Raw genomic sequence first — 14367 nt, 5'->3', positions numbered from 1 at the left:
GGTGGAGGTGGTGGTTGCCATGACCATCACGCTAGGCGCCGCGGGGCGGCCGGGGCTTCTCGAATCCTGACCGGTCTCGCGACCTGCTTCGCCACGCACGCCGGCATCCCCTCCACCGCGATCGCCGACCCCGCATCGCGGGCCGGGCCCTCGGCATCGGCACCGCCGGTCGCCGTGTCCGTCGTGTCCGCCGCCTGCCGCCGGAAGGCCCCGGGCGGCAGGCCGACCAGCTCGGTGAAGCGGGTGGTGAACGTTCCCAGCGACGCGCAGCCGACCGCGAAGCAGATCTCGGTGACGCTGAGGTCGCCCCGCCGCAGCAGCGCCGTCGCCCGCTCGATGCGACGCGTCATCAGGTACGCGTACGGAGACTCACCGTAGGCCGTCCGGAACTGCCGGCTCAGGTGCCCGGCGGACATGTTCACATCCCGGGCGAGCGCCTCCACGTTCAGCGGCTGCGCGTACTCCCTGTCGATCCGGTCGCGAACGCGGCGCAGCCGCGCGAGATCGGCCAGGCGCTGCGCCTGGACGCGTGCACGCCGCCATTCGGGCTTGCACATGAGACCCTCCCGTTCGTCGTTCATCGTCCCTGTCCATCGAGGTCGTCGAGTGCCCGGGGTGCCTGCCTCGGCGGGTACCCCGGACGCTCGCCGGTGTGGACCGGCCCGCCGGACCCGACCGGCCGCCGGTCGAGCAACTGCCGTACGGCAACGGGGCGGAGGCCGGGTTCACGACCGGTTCAAGGCGGACCCGGACGCGGCCCCGCCGGTCGCCCGCCCGGGCTGCGTCCGGGTCCCCCCGCGGGTGGTCGCGATGCCGGCCCGCACCGCCGCGTCGGCACCCGCACGGTTCAGCGCAGCTCCTGGATGCGGACCAGGTTGCCCGCGGGGTCGCGGAACGCGCAGTCGCGCACGCCGTACGGCTGCTCGGTCGGCTCCTGGACGACCTCGGTGTCGCCGGCCTGCACCTTCTCGAAGGTGGCGTCGAGGTCCGGGGTGGCCAGCAGGATCCAGCCGTAGGTGCCCTTGGCCATCATCTCGGTGATCATGCGGCGCTCGTCCTCGGTGATGCCGGGATCGGCGGCAGGCGGCGCCAGGAGGATCGACGTGCCCGGCTGACCCGCCGGGCCGACCGTGATCCAGCGCATCCTGCCCTGTCCGACATCGCTGCGGACCTCGAAGCCGAGGACGTCGCGGTAGAAGGCGAGCGACGCGTCCGGGTCGTCGTGCGGAAGAGAAGTCGTGTGAATGGTGATGTCCATGGTGAGCAGGCTAGAGGCGGCTCTGCGCCAGGCGCTTCTCGATTCCTGACCGATCCGCGAACCGATCGTGGCGAACGCGAACGACGGGGTCGCCCGTGCGCGGGCCCACCTCCGTGCGGGCCCGGGGCCGTGCGGGCGCCGGGGCCGGGTCGGCGGGCGCCGGCCGTGACGCACCGATGACCAGGCCGGTCACGAGCTCCTGACCGGCTGCTTCGCGGCCGGTGCCCGAGCGGGGACGCCGGGTGCGGGCCGGTCGCCCCTCGCGCGGCGGTCGGGCCGCTCTATCGCAATCCGTGCCCGAAACCCTCCCTTGTGGCCGACAACCGGCCAAGGTCTCGTGCCAGGTCGGCCGCCGGGCCGTTCGGTGGTGGGGCTCCCGGCCAGCGGCTTCGCCCGGCACCGTGATCTGACGATGCGTCACAGGATGGCTGAAAGTAGGTGCCTCCGGTGTGAATATGCCATTGGAATGTTCGTCATATGGAATCCGGCAGTAGCCTTCCGTGTCGAAGCCGCCACTGGTCGTGGTGGACCGGCCGGTGCTGTCCGAGCGAGCCCGACCGTCCCGAACCCTCCGAAGGAGCCCGAGTGCCGGGTATCGACGAATGCCTCTCCGGGGCGATGGCGATCGCCGGCGCCCGGGCCGCCAGTCTGATCGACTGGAGCAGTGGGCTCGCCCTCGGCAGTGTCGGGATCAGCCCCAGTGGTGACCACGACACCTCGGCCGCCGAGGCAACCGACTTGGTACGGGCGGCCGTTGAGAGCCAGACCTTCACCGGGGTGGAGGACCGGAAGTCGCCGTTGCAGGACATCATCGTCACTGCGGGCCGCAGTTACCACCTGTTGTGCTTCATTGACACCGTCTTCGACAGCCGGCTCGTCCTGCATCTGTGGCTCGACCGGACCGAGGGCAACCTGGCCGCAGCGCGCTACCGCCTCCAGGGCCTTGCCGAGGAACTGGTGCTCGGATGACGCACACGACCACGAAACCGGTGACCCGTGCGACACCGGACGGCGGGGCGAGCCCGTCCGCCGCTCGGCCGGCTCCCGCCGTCGTGTTTCGGCCAGCCGGGCGGGAGCCTGTCGCCCGTCGGCGGTCGGCATGAACGGCCTCGTCCTGCCCGCGGCAGGTGCGGGTGTCCTCCGGCCGACGCGGCTCGGACGAACCCCGGGCGAGGCGGTCGCCAGGCTGGCCGAGGAGCGGGTGACCGGTGTCCTGCACGGACCTGCGGGGGCCGTCTACTTCGCCGACGGCCTGGTGGTGCACGCGGAGTCCGATCGCAGCCCCGACCTGGCCGCGCTGCTGACCGCTTGCGGCCGGATCACCCGGGAGGTCTGGCAGGACACCGTCCGGACCTTCGGCCCGCAGTGCCGGGTCGGTGGCGCCCTGGTGGAACAAGGGTCGGTCACCCGGGGGGAGTTGGAGATCTGTCACCTCGGCGCGCTGTTCGACGCCGCGTTCTTCGTCCTCGACGGCGCGGGCGCCGCCGCCTGGACCGCCGCCGCGTGGGCCTCCGGGGTGTCGCAGGCGGCCGAATCCGTCGGCGCGGCCGGGCCGGCCGGGGTAGCCGGGCCGGTCGGCGCGGTCGGGGGCGGCGGGCCTTCGAGCGCGGGGTGCTGGGCCTTCGAACCCGGCGTGCGGCACTGGCTCGGTCCGGTGTCGGCGGTGAGCGCCTTCCGACTCTGCCGGGAGGTCGACCGCCGCAGGCGGCTGCTGGAACGGATCTGGCCGTGGCCACAGCTCGACACCGCCCCGGTTCGCCCGGTGGCCGGTGGGGCGGCCGAGACCACGGAAGCCACCGATGCTCGCGGGATCCGGGCGGCGGCCGTCCGGACCGTCCGCCGTCGGCATCCCAGCCGGCACCAGCGGGAGTTGCTCGACCAGGCGGACGGCCGAAGAACTCCGGCGGAGCTGGCCCGGCTGCTCGGGCGCTCGGCCTTCGCGACCACGGCGGACATCCGTCGACTCGCCGCTGCCGGGCTGCTCGCCACCCCGGGACGCGGTGCGCCACGGCACGCCGCCCAGGCACCGGCCACGTCCGGCTGCGGTGCCGGCGCGCACGTGACGGTCGGGAGTGCGCCGACCGCGTACGTGCCGGCGGCGCGCTCCGGGCCGGGGTCGGTCGCAGCCGGCCGGACCGGTGGTGGGCTGCACCGTCGCGTCCCGGGCGCCGCGCTGGCCGGGCTCGTCCCGGCGGGTGCCACCCGCTCCGCCCACCCACCGGCCCAGGCCCACCCATCGACCCCGGCAGCGGCCCTCCCGCTGACCGTGCCAGACCCGGACATCGCGCTGCTGACCCGGGTCCGAACCCTTCTGGAGGCCCGACTTTGAACCACTCTCCGCCAGCGACTCCGTTCTCACGGCCATGAGGCGGGCGCTCAAGCAGCGTGTCGGAAGGAGACAACTGATCGCCTTGGAGACCGAGCTGCTGGCCGAACTCCGCGCCCTCAAGCATCGGGTACCGCATCTCGCGGGTGGATTGGTGGGCAGCGTGGACGGCCTGCTGGTCGCCCACGACACCCATGGGACCGAGCCCTCGGGCCTGGCGGCGATGACGGCGGCCTCCCTCGGCCTGGCGCAACGGCTCGCCGACACGACCGGGCAGGGCGACTTCCGCGAGTCGCTGGTCCGCGGCGAGCACGGCTATGTCGCCACCTATGCGGCCGGCGGAAGCTGCGTGCTGACGCTCCTGGCGCACCCGGACGTGAACGTCGGCCGCCTGCACCTGGAGGCCCGGCGCTCCGCCCGGCGCATCGCCGATCTCATCACCGACACCCTCGCGCCCAAGGAGGCCAGGGAGTCGAGGGAGGTGGGCTGACCCGACCCGCCGCCCGAAGCACGACCTACCGACGAGCCGACGCACCGACCTACCGACCTACCGATGTACCCACCTGTCGACCGATCGACCTGTCGACTTCCGACCGATCCTCGACCACCCGACCATCCGACCTTCCGACCATCCTGACGAACTGGAGAAACCGACATGACGGACGCAGCAGGCGCGCTCAAGCAGACCATGACCGTGATCGAAGGCGCCCTCGGCGCGGCCCTGGTGGACTACAACAGCGGCATGGCGCTCGCCACCCTGGACGGCCCCGGCGGGCTGGACCTCAACGTGGCCGCCGCGGGGAACACCGACGTGGTCCGGGCCAAGATGCGCACGATGGACATGCTGGGCCTGCAGGACGGCATCGAGGACATCCTCATCACGCTCAGCAGCCAGTACCACCTGATCCGCCCGCTCACCGGGCGCAGCGGCAAGGGCCTCTTCCTCTACCTCGCGCTGGACAAGGTCCGGGCCAACCTGGCGATGGCCCGTCACCAGTTGACGAAGATCGAGGCCGACCTGGAGGTCTGACGCGGCCTGGAGGGCACGGTTCGCCGCGATCCCCTCGGTGCCAGCCGGTTGACCCGTCCGGGGTACGGACCCCGCGTCGCGCGGCGCGGGGTCCGACCGGACCGTCGGAGTCGTCTGCCAGGCTGACAGCCGTTCGGCCGGCCCCGTCGGAAGGGTTCTCCGTGTCCACCAAGATCTTCGTCAACCTGCCGGTGAAGGACCTCGCCGAGTCGATCGCGTTCTTCTCCCGGTTGGGCTTCACCGGCGACGCGCGGTTCACCGACGACGAGGCCGGCTGCGTGGTGATCGGCGACTCGATCTTCGCGATGCTGCTGACCGAGCCGTTCTTCAAGTCCTTCACCGGGATGGAGATCCCGGACACCGCCACCGGCGCCCAGACGGTCCTGGCGCTCGGCGTCGACAGCCGGGAGGAGGTCGACGAGCTGCTGGAGAAGGCGGTCGCGGCGGGCGCCACCGTGCCGCGCGAGGCCACCGACGAGGGCTTCCTCTACGGGCGCGGTTTCGCGGACCTCGACGGCCACCTGTGGGAGGTGTTCTGGATGGATCCGGCGGCCGCGCAGGGCTGAGCCCTGCATCGACCGCCGGTCGCGGCCGGGGCCGCCGCCCGGCTCAGCGGTCCGGGCCGCCCGCCCAGGTCACCTCGCCGCCCGCCAGCCCGGAGCAGACGGCGCCCTCGGGGGTGAACACCCTCCACGGCGCGACCAGGGCGTGCGGCGGGACGGACAGGACAACGTCGCCGTCGAAGGCCAGCTCCAGCCCACCGGCCAGGGTCACCCGGGCGGTTCCGACCGTCCGGCCGACCAGGGCGAGCAGCGGGCCGGTCGGGCGGAACGTCAGCGCGGGGTAGAAGTGCTCCACCTCGGACGGCGCGGCGAACCGGAACTCGTGCGCCACCCGGACGGTCACCGGACCGTCCAACGTGATGTCGAGCCGTCCGCCGCCGCTGACCGACTCCACCCGGCGGCCGGCCAGGACAGCCGCGATCCCGTTCTCCATGCGTCCAGTGTGGACCAGGAACGGCGGTCGGGGCTGCTGCCGGGTCGGGGCTGCCGGTCGGGACTGTCGGTCAGTGCACCGGGCGCCCCTCGACCAGTTCGGCCGGGCCGCCGGGCCGGTCGCGGGCGGCGAGTGCGGCGGCCGTCCGGGCCCAGGACGCGTCGGACAGCAGCGCGCGTGCCTCGGCCGGGTCGCAGAGCCGCCAGTCGACCAGTTCGTCCTCGGGCAGCGTGATCGAGGCGAAGCGTTCGTCCGGCACGGTCCCGCCGTCGAACAGGTAGACCAGGACGGCGGTGTCCCGGTCGCTCCGCGGGTCCGCGCCCCGGCCGGGCAGCCAGTCGAGGGCCAGCAGCCGGCCCGGCTCGTACTCCCACCCCAGCTCCTCGCGGATCTCCCGCCGGGCCGCCGCCCGGGGCAGCTCCCGGTCGGCCTCGATCCCGCCGCCGGGCAGCGTCCAGTACGGCTCCTCGCCCCCGGGGGCCGGCCAGGGCCGCAGGCGCACCAGCAGGACCCGCCCGGCCGCGTCGGTGAACACCGTCCGTGCCTTCGCCCGGATCCGTGGCCGGGTGGCGATGTAGGTGGCCCGGTCCAGCGGGGGAGCGGCCGGTTCGGCAGCGGTCCCGGTGGTGTCGTCGCTGAGCGCCAGACCCGTCAACCGGGTGTACGCGGGCGGCGGTTCGGCCGTCAGGTGGTCCAGGGTGTGCCCGACGGGAAAGCTGTCCTCCAGCTCCAGCGGACCGGCCGAACGCGGCGCCCGCAGGCAGGCGGTGACCCGCCGGGAGAGGCGCGGCGGCAGCGCGTGGGCGGCCTGTTCCGGTGTCAGCCAGGTCCATCCGCCGACCTCGTCGGTGTCCGGCCGGAACGCGGCCGACTGCTCGGGGGTGAGCGGTTCGGCCCAGTAGAGGTGTGCGGCGATCGGCGGGCGGTACTCGTCGAGCGTCCAGTCGATGCAGGCCAGCGGGCCGAGCACGGGCGTGAACCCGAGCTCCTCGGCGATCTCCCGGGCGGCCGTCCGGCGTGGCGACAGGTCCTCCGGCTCCCAGCCCCCACCGGGGACGGCCACGGGATGCTTCCGGTCGTACGGCAGCCGCACCACCAGCACCCGGCCGTCGTCGGACGGGAAGAGCACTCCGGCAGCGGCCATCAACTCGCGCCCGGAGCGACCACTCTGACTGTTCGTCGACGATGCCGTCACCTGTTCCGACTCCCTTCACCGGTCCGGGCGCCTTCCGCCCGCTGTCCAGCACGACACCCGCGCTCGTTCCAACGGTTCCCGCCGCCGGCCGAGGGCGAACCGGGGCAGGCTCGATCGAGTGGCGGGGCGGGAGCCTCCGGGAGCTCCCCGACGCTCCCGCCGGCCCGGTTGCCGCCCCGTGCCCGCCCCGACCTGCCGGGTGTCGGACCGGCTCGCCGACGGCGGGCGCCACCCGCTCATTCGAGCGCGGCCAGGGCCGTCGCCGCCGCCCGGGCCATCTGCTCGTCGTGGCGGCCGGTGGCGCCGCGGAGGCGGGCCCAGCCCTCGACGGCGGCCAGCGCGAGCAGACCCGGGAGCAGGTCGGTACTGCGCTCGGCGACCCAGCTGGTGCCGCGGGTGGCCATCCACCACAGGTCGGCGACCGCACCGGGGGGCGGGTCCACGGGATCGGCGGCGGGGGCCGGACCGAGCGGCCGGCCGGCGGCCGCGAGCAGGTCGTGGAAGCCCCGGGCGATCAGCCGGTGCCCCTCGGCGCTGGGGTGGAGCCGGTCCACGCTCAGCAGGCCGCGGTGCGCCGTCCAGGGGAGCTCGGCGACGTGCAGGTGGACGGCGCGATGGCGCGCGGAGAGGGCGTGCACCACGCTGTTCACCGCGCGCATCCGGCGCGCCAGCGGCCGGGACAGCGGCCGCGGCAGCCGCAGCAGCGCACCCGGATCGGGCAGGCAGGCGGTGAGCACCAGGGTGCCGCTGCGCGAGAGTTCGCCGAGCGTGGTGTCCAACTCCCGGGCGGTGCGGCCGATGTCGAACCCCGACCGCAAGGTGTCGTTGCCCCCGACCACCACGGCGGCCAGCCGGGGGCGCAGCACCAGTGCGGCGGGCAGCTGCTCCGTCGTCAGATCGGTGGTGAGCGCCCCGCTCCGGGCGAGGTTGGTGAACTCGACACCGACCTCCGGTGGCGCCAGCGACCCCGCGAGCAGCGCGGCCCAGCCCCGCCAGCCACCGGCGACCGGATCGCCGACGCCCTCCGTGAGCGAGTCGCCGAGGGCCACGAACCGCACCGGGTCGACGGCGCTCGCGGCACCCGCCTCCCCCGGACCGCGCACGCCGCCCGGGACGGCCGCCGTCGGGGTTGCTCCGGCCGGGGCCGCCCGGTCCGCAACCACGCCGCCCGGGGCCGTCTCGCCGTCCTCGTCCGCCACCACGGCCGTGCTCATCGCGTCTCCTCCACCCGGTCCGCTACCCGGTCCGCTACCTGGTTCGGTGCTCGGCCCGGCGCCGGCACCGGCTTCGGCTCCGACTGCGGCCCCGGCACCGGCTGCGGCACCTGCCCCGGCTGCGGCGCCCGGTGCGCAGCGAGGAAGGCCGCCACGGCGGCGGGCCAGCCGTACAGCTCGGCCCGGGCGCGAGCGGCGGCGCGGCGCTCCTCCTCGGGGCGCGCGAGCAGGTCACGCACCGCCCCCGCGAATCCAGCGCCGGTGTCCTCGGCCGCCGCACCGGCCGGGCCGACCAGACCCGGGAGGGCCGAGGAGCGGCTGACCGCCACGGGGGTGCCGCAGGCGAGCGCCTCCAGCGCGGCCAGGCCGAAGGTCTCCACCGGCCCGGGCGCGAGCACCACATCGGCGCAGCCGAGCAACCGGGCCAGCGCCCCTCGCCCGGCCACGTGCCCGAGGAAGTGCACGGGCAGCCGGAGCCGCCCGGCCCGGGCGGCCAGCCTCGCCCGGAGCGGTCCGGTACCGGCCACCACCAGGACGGCCGGCAGCCGGCCCGAGCACAGCTCGGCGAGGGCCTCGACGGCCCGCTCGGGGTGCTTCTCCGCCGAGAGCCGGGAGCAGAGCACCAGCAGCGCCTGCCCCGGATACGCGTACCGCGCCCGCTCGTCCGCCCGCTCGAGGGCCGTCAGGGGGCGCATGGCGGTCAGGTCCACACCCAGTGGTGCCTGGGCGAGGTTTCGGACCCCCAGGCGGCGGAACTCGGCGGCCGCCCAGTCCGTGGTGCAGACCACCGTGTCGTACGCCCGGGCGGTGCGGCCGTTGAGCCGGTCGGCGGCCGCGGTGGCCGCCGGGCCGGGCAGGCCCCAGGTGCGGAGCAGCCCGGCGGCGCTCTCGTGCGACACCATCACCGAGCGCAGGCCGTGGCGCCGCGCCCAGCCGCCGGTCCAGCGCAGGGTGGTGCGGTCGGAGACCTCCAGCCGGTCCGGCGCCAGCCGGGTCAGCTCGTGGGCGACCGCCCGCCGGTCGGTGAGCAGCCGGTAGCCGCCGCTGCCGGGCAGCACCGGCCCGGGCAGGGTGACGACCAGCCCCTGTTCGGTCTCCTCCTCCGCGCGCCGCGCCCCGGGCACCACGAGCACCGGAGTGTGGCCGGCGGCCCGGTAGCCCGCGCCGAGATGGCGCAGGGCCGTGCGCAGTCCGCCCGAGACCGGGGTGACGAAGTTCGCCACCCGGACGATCCGGAGCGAGCCCCCGTGGTCGGTCATGCCGGCAGCTCCTCCACCACCGGGGCGTCCTCGGCCGGCCGTGCCGGACCGGTCGCCGGAGGCCCGGCCACCGGGAGCCCGGCCACCTCGGCCGGTTCCGTCACCCCGGCCGGCTCGGTCACCCCGGCCCCGCGGTGCTCGGCCAGCACCTCCGCGTAGTGCCGCAGCAGCAGGTCCCCGACCGCCTCCCAGGTGCGGGCCGTCACCTCCGCCCGCCCGGCGCGCCCGTAGGCGGCCCGCAGCTCGGCGTCGCCGGCCAGCGCCGTGACCGCCCGGGCCACCGCCGCGCCGTCCCTCGGCGGCACCAGCAGGCCGGTCCGGTGGTGGGCGACCAGGTCCAGCGGGCCCCCGGCGGCCGGGCCGATCACCGCGACCCCGCTGGCCATCGCCTCCTGGATGGTCTGGCAGAAGGTCTCCAGCGGGCCGGTGTGCACGAACACGTCCAGGGTGGCGAAACAGCGCGCCAGCTCGTCCCCGGTCCGGCGGCCGAGGAAGACCGCGCCGGGCATCGCGGCCTTCAGACCGGGGGCGGACGGTCCGTCGCCGATCACCACCACCCGCACCCCGGGCAGTGCCGAGGCGCTCGCCAGCAGGTCGACCCGCTTCTCGGGCGCGAGCCGCCCGACGTACCCGACCAGCACCTCCCCGCCGGGGGCGAGGGCCCGGTGCAGCGCCTCGTCGCGGTGGCGCGGGTGGAAGCGGACCGAGTCCACCCCGCGCGGCCAGAGCTGCACCCGGGGCACGCCGTGCGCGGTGAGGTCCTGCGCCGCCGGGGTGGACGGCGCGAGGGTGCGGGCGGCGGCGCGGTGGACGGTCCGGATCCGGTGCCAGGCCGCGGCCTCACCGAGCCCCCGGCCCGCCCGGTAGGCGTGCGCGTACCCGGCGAGGTCGGTCTGGTACACGGCCACGGCGGGGACACCGAACCGGGCGGCGACCTGCATGCCGCGCGCGCCGAGCACGAACGGGCTGGCCAGGTGGACGAGGTCGGGCCGGTGCCCGGCGATCGCGGCGGTCAGCTGCCGACTGGGCAGCGCGATCCGGACCTGCGGGTAGCCGGGCAGCGGGACGGACGGGATGCGGACCACGGGCAGCTCGCCCGCTCCCGGCCCGCTCCCGAAGACCTGCGGCGGGCACTCGGCCCCCCGCGCGGGTGCCGGGGTGATGACGAGCGGCTGGTGGCCCCGGCGGACCAGATGCTCGGCCGTCCGCAGCACGCTGTGGGCGACTCCGTTGACCTCGGGCGGAAAGGATTCGGTGACGATGACGACGCGCATGCCAGAGTTCTGTCCGCACCCGGCGTGCAGGCGGCCAAAGGGATCTGTCGAACAAAAGAACGCGGGTCGGCGATTTGTGCCGCCGACCCGCGTTCCCGCCCTCACCCCGCCCGCGGCGCGGTGCGCCCGACCGCTCAGGCCGGACGGGCCGCCGTCTCCTTGAGCTCCGCGTAGGGCGCGAGCTTCCGGAGCGACTCGATGCTCCTGATGCAGTCGTCCCGGCTCTCCTGCGGGTCGCCCGTCACCACGACGGTGCCGTTGCTCGCCTTGAGCCGGAACCGGTGCATGCCGCTCTCGTCGGTGTACAGCTCGAACTTTCCTGCCATGTCAGTCGACACCTCTCGTTCAGGGAGCCCCCTCGAACGGCAACGTAGGCCCAAAGCCCTTCTACCGCTTGTCAGATGAGGCATTCGGGTCTCCGCCGAACGGGTCAGGCCCGCTCTGGGGACGTTCTGGGGACGTGACCGCAGTCGAGGGGAGGCAGGCGATCCGAGAGCCGGACGGCGGAGCCCCCGTGTCGCCGGCCCCGCCCCCTCCCCGACGGAGCACCGTGGACGCCGCACCGGGAGCCTCTCGGCCTCGGGTTTCACGAGCAAGCCTCTCCGGGACCCGATCCAGCGCTTGGAACATGGTTCTGACCTGCGATGATGAGGGCATGTCCGGGTCCTCTCCCTGCCGGGAAGGGAGCAGTCTCCAGGTGAAGAAGCACAGTCGGGCGGGCTCCTCTGTCCGCTGTGAAACTCGCTGGTCGCGAGTGCGGGCTGTACGGGACCCTGGGCACATGCCTCGACGCCTGATGTTCGTGCAGTTGAAGTCCGGTTACGACACCGACCGCGGACCCTCGTGGATCGGGTGGGTGGACTTCTCGAAGACGTGGAACACTGCGTATTTTCAGGGACGGACACTGCGCCGGGCAGGCGGGATGTTCGACGCGAACTTCTACGACACACAGACCGATGAGGAGTTCTGGGTCTCCGGACCGAAGCGGGACCGCACCGACACCCGCTACGGACCCTCCAACACGGACGTCGAGCCGGATGCCGTTGGGACGTACCACGCCTTCCTGGACGGCGCGTCCCTGCCAGGCCGGGGGAACGGCTGACCCGGGCGCTCGCACGTGGGCGGCGCCGACCCGACGCGACAGCCGGGCCCAGCCATCCCCGCTACCGGCATGAAGACCTGAAACGGTCCGCCGGGAGAACCGACGGACCGTCACGAAAGATCGAGGTCAGTCGTCATCGCTCACGACGGCAGCCCTCAATTCTGAGGCGAGGTCGCTCGCGACTGCCATTGCCTTGTCAGTGAAGATCCCTGAAATGTCGACCTTCCCGTGCCTCCAGGAGAATGAGATCGTCTCGTTGGCAATGGTGTAGGCCGCTTGGCGTCCGATGTCGACCCAGCTGAAGTGGCCGTCCGGAGTGAGCTCCGGATGAACGTCTGCTACCGCCTCCCATTCCTCCTTCTCGATGGCGAACTGTTCGCTCTCCGGCCAGAAGTCGGCACGGGTGATGTGGAACTGGTAGCTCAACCTCGACGCTCCTGGTCCTTGCCCCTCGGCTGCGCCGAAGGCTGGCACCACACCCGGTCCGGGCGTGGGTGACTGCACGGGGCATCTGCTCGCCGCGCTCGGCGGGCACCCCGCTACTCGCGGGTCAGGACGGCCGTGGCCCGCGACGATCCCCAGTCGAAGAGGATCGTTCCGTCGGCGCGGAACTCCAGGACGAAGTCGCCGTTCACGCACGTCGTCGTGGTGTTGCGGGTGACCCTCTCGTGGCCGGTCAGGCGTTTCGGGAGGCGTTCGGTCAGCAGCCAGACCGTGGAGCAGCCGAGTGGCGTGTACTCCGCCTCCGCGAACTCCTCGCCGATCTGCGCCTCGCGGATCCGTACGACGACGACGTACTTCTGGCGGCCCTGGGTGACGGTCCCGTGCCAGGTGCCGGCCCAGGCCGCGCCGGACGGGGAGGCGGTGGGCGGGTCGCTCGGGCGGGCGGTCCCGGCCGAGGGTGCCGCGGTGACCGGCGTCGCTGCGGGCGGGGGGTTGGTCGCCGACGGTGCCGAGGCGACGGGCTGCCCGCCGGAGGGCGACGGCCCCGGTGACGCCCCCGTCAGCTGCCACCAGGTGAGGACGGCGGCGACGCCTGCGAGCAGTGTGCCGAGACCGCCGAGGACGGCTGCCCAGGGCCCCAGCCAGGTTCGCAGGGCCCGTAGCCGTGAGCCGCCGGGTCTGCCTCCCGGGCCGCTGTTTCCTGCGCCCGCGCCGCCGCCCTGACCGCCCACCGGCCCGGGGCCGGCACCTCCCGCTGTCGCCATCCCGACCACCCCCGGCGACATCGTTCCCATCGCCGGGGGCTTGAACCGCACCCCTGGAGGCGCGGCCCGGCCTCAGGACCGCCGTCGCGGTGCCGTGCCGGCCACCTCGCTCGCCGGACTGTGCACCGGCCTGCCCGCCGGTGCGGTCATCGCCGCCAACCGCTTTTCACAGAAACGGCGTTGGACGACGGAGAGCCCCGCGACGGCCGCTCCCAGGGTCAGCCAGCCCGCCGGGCCGGCGACCATCACCGCGCCGGTCAGCAGCAGCGGTCCGGCGGACTTCTGGACGGACTGGGCCATGCCCGCCACCCCCAGATAGGACGCCCGGGCCCGCTCGGGCGCGAGTGACACGGCCAGCTCCCAGGAGCTCACCGACCGCATCAACTCGGCGGCGGTGACCAGCATCGCGGCGACCAGCAGGGCGGCCGAGGCCGCCCAGGCCCCGCCGCCGGTGCCGACCGCCACGACCACGCAGCCCGCGGCCATCGCCGCCCCGTACAGGGTGACGGCCGCCGCCGCGCGGTGCGGGCCCTCGGCGCGTGCGGAGACCCGCAGTTGGAGCACCACCACCAGCACGGTGTTGATCACCAGGAAGGCGGGCACGAAGGCGTGCGGTGCCGAGGTGTGGTTGACCAGCCAGAGCGGCAGGCCGACGTTGAGCACCGAATCGTCCAGGCTCATCGGGATGTCCAGCAGGACGAAGCGCAGATACCCGCGGTCCCGCCACGGGCTCGGCGCCGGCTCCCGGTCCGCTGCGCCCGCTGCACCCGGTACGCCCGGTGCGCCGGCCCGCGCCGTCACCCGGCCGCCGCCGCGCGGCTCCCGGGTGCGCCACACCAGGGCGGCGGTCACCGCGAACGACAGCGCGTTGCCCAGGACGAGCGCCCGGTAGGCGTCCCCGGTTCCGACGGCCAGGCCGATCGCCGCGACGCCCGCGCCCAGCGCGTACCCGGCGTTGGCCGCGCTGCGGGTGAGCGCCTGGTAGGTGGACCGCCGGTCACCCGTCGCCCGGGTGGCGAAGAGCATCTCCAGTGTCTTGGCCGCCCGCTCGCCGAGGCAGGTGAGTGCCATCACGGGGAGCAGCGCAGCGAAGCTGTCGCACACCAGCAGCAGGCCCATCGTGCCGATCCGCAGCAGGTGGCACCCGATCAGCAGCCCCCGGACCGGGAGCCGTTCGGCCAGCTGCCCGGCGAGCGGGGAGCCGGCGATGCCCGCCACGGCGGCCACGCCCAGCAGCAGGCCCACCTGCTGGGCGTCCAGCCGCGTCACGAAGGTGAAGTACAGGACCGAGGACGCGGCCCACACGCCCGTGCCGGCCCGGTCCAGGAACTGGGCGAGCAGCATGATCCGCCCGTCCCGCCCGCCCGGTGGCCGGCGCAGTTGCGCCAGCAGTCCGCCCCCGTGCTGTGCCATGGCCTGCCCCTCGCCGATCCTCGATGTCCGGAGAGCAGCCTGCCGGACATGAATCTCGACGTCAAGATACTTGATATCGACAGACCTCCCGT

Annotated in this window: 17 protein-coding genes; 6 read left to right on the top strand and 11 right to left on the bottom strand. The window is 74.3% G+C overall.

All coding sequences use genetic code 11. The features are described from left to right. Positions 1–26 precede the first annotated feature (26 nt). Positions 27–557, bottom strand: a complete 531-nt coding sequence (locus ACWDRR_RS40630; protein WP_449777338.1) for a helix-turn-helix transcriptional regulator — start codon at positions 555–557, stop codon at positions 27–29. Positions 558–847: 290 nt separating this feature from the next. Continuing rightward, positions 848–1258 (bottom strand): VOC family protein, encoded by a 411-nt coding sequence (locus ACWDRR_RS40625; protein ID WP_449777336.1) that lies wholly within the window; start codon positions 1256–1258, stop codon positions 848–850. Positions 1259–1843: 585 nt separating this feature from the next. Between ACWDRR_RS40625 and ACWDRR_RS40620 the strand changes: the two genes are divergently transcribed. From ACWDRR_RS40620 to ACWDRR_RS40600, 5 genes are all read left to right on the top strand, one after another. Beyond that, positions 1844–2227 (top strand): hypothetical protein, encoded by a 384-nt coding sequence (locus tag ACWDRR_RS40620; RefSeq protein WP_449777335.1) that lies wholly within the window; start codon positions 1844–1846, stop codon positions 2225–2227. Between the two features lie 130 nt (positions 2228–2357). Further along, a complete protein-coding gene (locus ACWDRR_RS40615) occupies positions 2358–3587 on the top strand; it encodes a hypothetical protein (RefSeq protein WP_449777334.1) in 1230 nt (409 codons plus the stop codon). Positions 3588–3669: 82 nt separating this feature from the next. Beyond that, entirely contained in the window at positions 3670–4074 is a 405-nt protein-coding gene (locus ACWDRR_RS40610; RefSeq protein ID WP_449777333.1) for a roadblock/LC7 domain-containing protein, read from the top strand. A gap of 165 nt (positions 4075–4239) precedes the next feature. Then, positions 4240–4614: a hypothetical protein gene (locus ACWDRR_RS40605; protein WP_449777332.1), complete on the top strand. Its 375-nt coding sequence runs from the start codon at positions 4240–4242 to the stop codon at positions 4612–4614. Between the two features lie 161 nt (positions 4615–4775). Then, positions 4776–5180, top strand: a complete 405-nt coding sequence (locus tag ACWDRR_RS40600) for a VOC family protein (RefSeq protein ID WP_449777331.1) — start codon at positions 4776–4778, stop codon at positions 5178–5180. A 43-nt stretch (positions 5181–5223) separates the two neighbouring features. Here the strand turns inward: ACWDRR_RS40600 and ACWDRR_RS40595 are convergent, their stop codons facing one another. The 6 genes from ACWDRR_RS40595 to ACWDRR_RS40570 form a co-directional block, all read right to left on the bottom strand. Next, complete coding sequence (locus ACWDRR_RS40595; RefSeq protein WP_449777330.1) at positions 5224–5610, bottom strand: DUF6188 family protein; 387 nt, start codon at positions 5608–5610, stop codon at positions 5224–5226. A 70-nt stretch (positions 5611–5680) separates the two neighbouring features. Next, complete coding sequence (locus ACWDRR_RS40590; RefSeq protein WP_449777329.1) at positions 5681–6754, bottom strand: NUDIX hydrolase; 1074 nt, start codon at positions 6752–6754, stop codon at positions 5681–5683. A 287-nt stretch (positions 6755–7041) separates the two neighbouring features. Continuing rightward, entirely contained in the window at positions 7042–8019 is a 978-nt protein-coding gene (locus ACWDRR_RS40585; protein ID WP_449777328.1) for an SGNH/GDSL hydrolase family protein, read from the bottom strand. Next, the gene (locus ACWDRR_RS40580; RefSeq protein ID WP_449777327.1) at positions 8016–9278 is read right to left on the bottom strand and encodes a glycosyltransferase; all 1263 of its coding nucleotides are present in this window, start codon (positions 9276–9278) and stop codon (positions 8016–8018) included. The genes ACWDRR_RS40585 and ACWDRR_RS40580 overlap by 4 nt, the downstream gene beginning before the upstream one ends. Continuing rightward, positions 9275–10552, bottom strand: a complete 1278-nt coding sequence (locus tag ACWDRR_RS40575; protein ID WP_449777326.1) for a glycosyltransferase family 4 protein — start codon at positions 10550–10552, stop codon at positions 9275–9277. Before ACWDRR_RS40575 ends, ACWDRR_RS40580 begins: the two co-directional genes overlap by 4 nt. Before the next feature lie 134 nt (positions 10553–10686). Beyond that, positions 10687–10878: a YegP family protein gene (locus tag ACWDRR_RS40570; RefSeq protein ID WP_449777325.1), complete on the bottom strand. Its 192-nt coding sequence runs from the start codon at positions 10876–10878 to the stop codon at positions 10687–10689. A 455-nt stretch (positions 10879–11333) separates the two neighbouring features. Here ACWDRR_RS40570 and ACWDRR_RS40565 point away from each other — a divergent pair, with 455 nt between their 5' ends. Then, entirely contained in the window at positions 11334–11654 is a 321-nt protein-coding gene (locus tag ACWDRR_RS40565; RefSeq protein ID WP_449777324.1) for a hypothetical protein, read from the top strand. Between the two features lie 126 nt (positions 11655–11780). Here ACWDRR_RS40565 and ACWDRR_RS40560 read toward each other — a convergent pair whose 3' ends face one another. The 3 genes from ACWDRR_RS40560 to ACWDRR_RS40550 all read right to left on the bottom strand — a co-directional run bounded on the left by ACWDRR_RS40560 (position 11781) and on the right by ACWDRR_RS40550 (position 14275). Further along, positions 11781–12080, bottom strand: coding sequence for a hypothetical protein (locus ACWDRR_RS40560; RefSeq protein WP_449777323.1), 300 nt, complete (start codon positions 12078–12080; stop codon positions 11781–11783). A 113-nt stretch (positions 12081–12193) separates the two neighbouring features. Beyond that, the gene (locus ACWDRR_RS40555) at positions 12194–12862 is read right to left on the bottom strand and encodes a hypothetical protein (protein WP_449777322.1); all 669 of its coding nucleotides are present in this window, start codon (positions 12860–12862) and stop codon (positions 12194–12196) included. Between the two features lie 72 nt (positions 12863–12934). Next, complete coding sequence (locus tag ACWDRR_RS40550) at positions 12935–14275, bottom strand: MFS transporter (protein ID WP_449777321.1); 1341 nt, start codon at positions 14273–14275, stop codon at positions 12935–12937. Between the last annotated feature and the right edge of the window lie 92 nt (positions 14276–14367).

Source organism: Kitasatospora sp. NPDC003701 (assembly GCF_053587085.1).
Note: the sequence above shows the minus strand (reverse complement) of the source record. Positions and strands in the feature narration are given on the sequence as shown.

Bases quoted from the DNA above. Each gene is read 5' to 3' on its own strand.
- ACWDRR_RS40630 (WP_449777338.1), bottom strand. From the start codon at position 557: ATGTGCAAGCCCGAATGGCGGCGTGCACGCGTCCAGGCGCAGCGCCTG.
- ACWDRR_RS40625 (WP_449777336.1), bottom strand. From the start codon at position 1,258: ATGGACATCACCATTCACACGACTTCTCTTCCGCACGACGACCCGGAC.
- ACWDRR_RS40615 (WP_449777334.1), top strand. From the start codon at position 2,358: ATGAACGGCCTCGTCCTGCCCGCGGCAGGTGCGGGTGTCCTCCGGCCG.
- ACWDRR_RS40605 (WP_449777332.1), top strand. From the start codon at position 4,240: ATGACGGACGCAGCAGGCGCGCTCAAGCAGACCATGACCGTGATCGAA.
- ACWDRR_RS40595 (WP_449777330.1), bottom strand. From the start codon at position 5,610: ATGGAGAACGGGATCGCGGCTGTCCTGGCCGGCCGCCGGGTGGAGTCG.
- ACWDRR_RS40590 (WP_449777329.1), bottom strand. From the start codon at position 6,754: ATGGCCGCTGCCGGAGTGCTCTTCCCGTCCGACGACGGCCGGGTGCTG.
- ACWDRR_RS40585 (WP_449777328.1), bottom strand. From the start codon at position 8,019: ATGAGCACGGCCGTGGTGGCGGACGAGGACGGCGAGACGGCCCCGGGC.
- ACWDRR_RS40580 (WP_449777327.1), bottom strand. From the start codon at position 9,278: ATGACCGACCACGGGGGCTCGCTCCGGATCGTCCGGGTGGCGAACTTC.
- ACWDRR_RS40575 (WP_449777326.1), bottom strand. From the start codon at position 10,552: ATGCGCGTCGTCATCGTCACCGAATCCTTTCCGCCCGAGGTCAACGGA.
- ACWDRR_RS40570 (WP_449777325.1), bottom strand. From the start codon at position 10,878: ATGGCAGGAAAGTTCGAGCTGTACACCGACGAGAGCGGCATGCACCGG.
- ACWDRR_RS40565 (WP_449777324.1), top strand. From the start codon at position 11,334: ATGCCTCGACGCCTGATGTTCGTGCAGTTGAAGTCCGGTTACGACACC.
- ACWDRR_RS40555 (WP_449777322.1), bottom strand. From the start codon at position 12,862: ATGGCGACAGCGGGAGGTGCCGGCCCCGGGCCGGTGGGCGGTCAGGGC.
- ACWDRR_RS40550 (WP_449777321.1), bottom strand. From the start codon at position 14,275: ATGGCACAGCACGGGGGCGGACTGCTGGCGCAACTGCGCCGGCCACCG.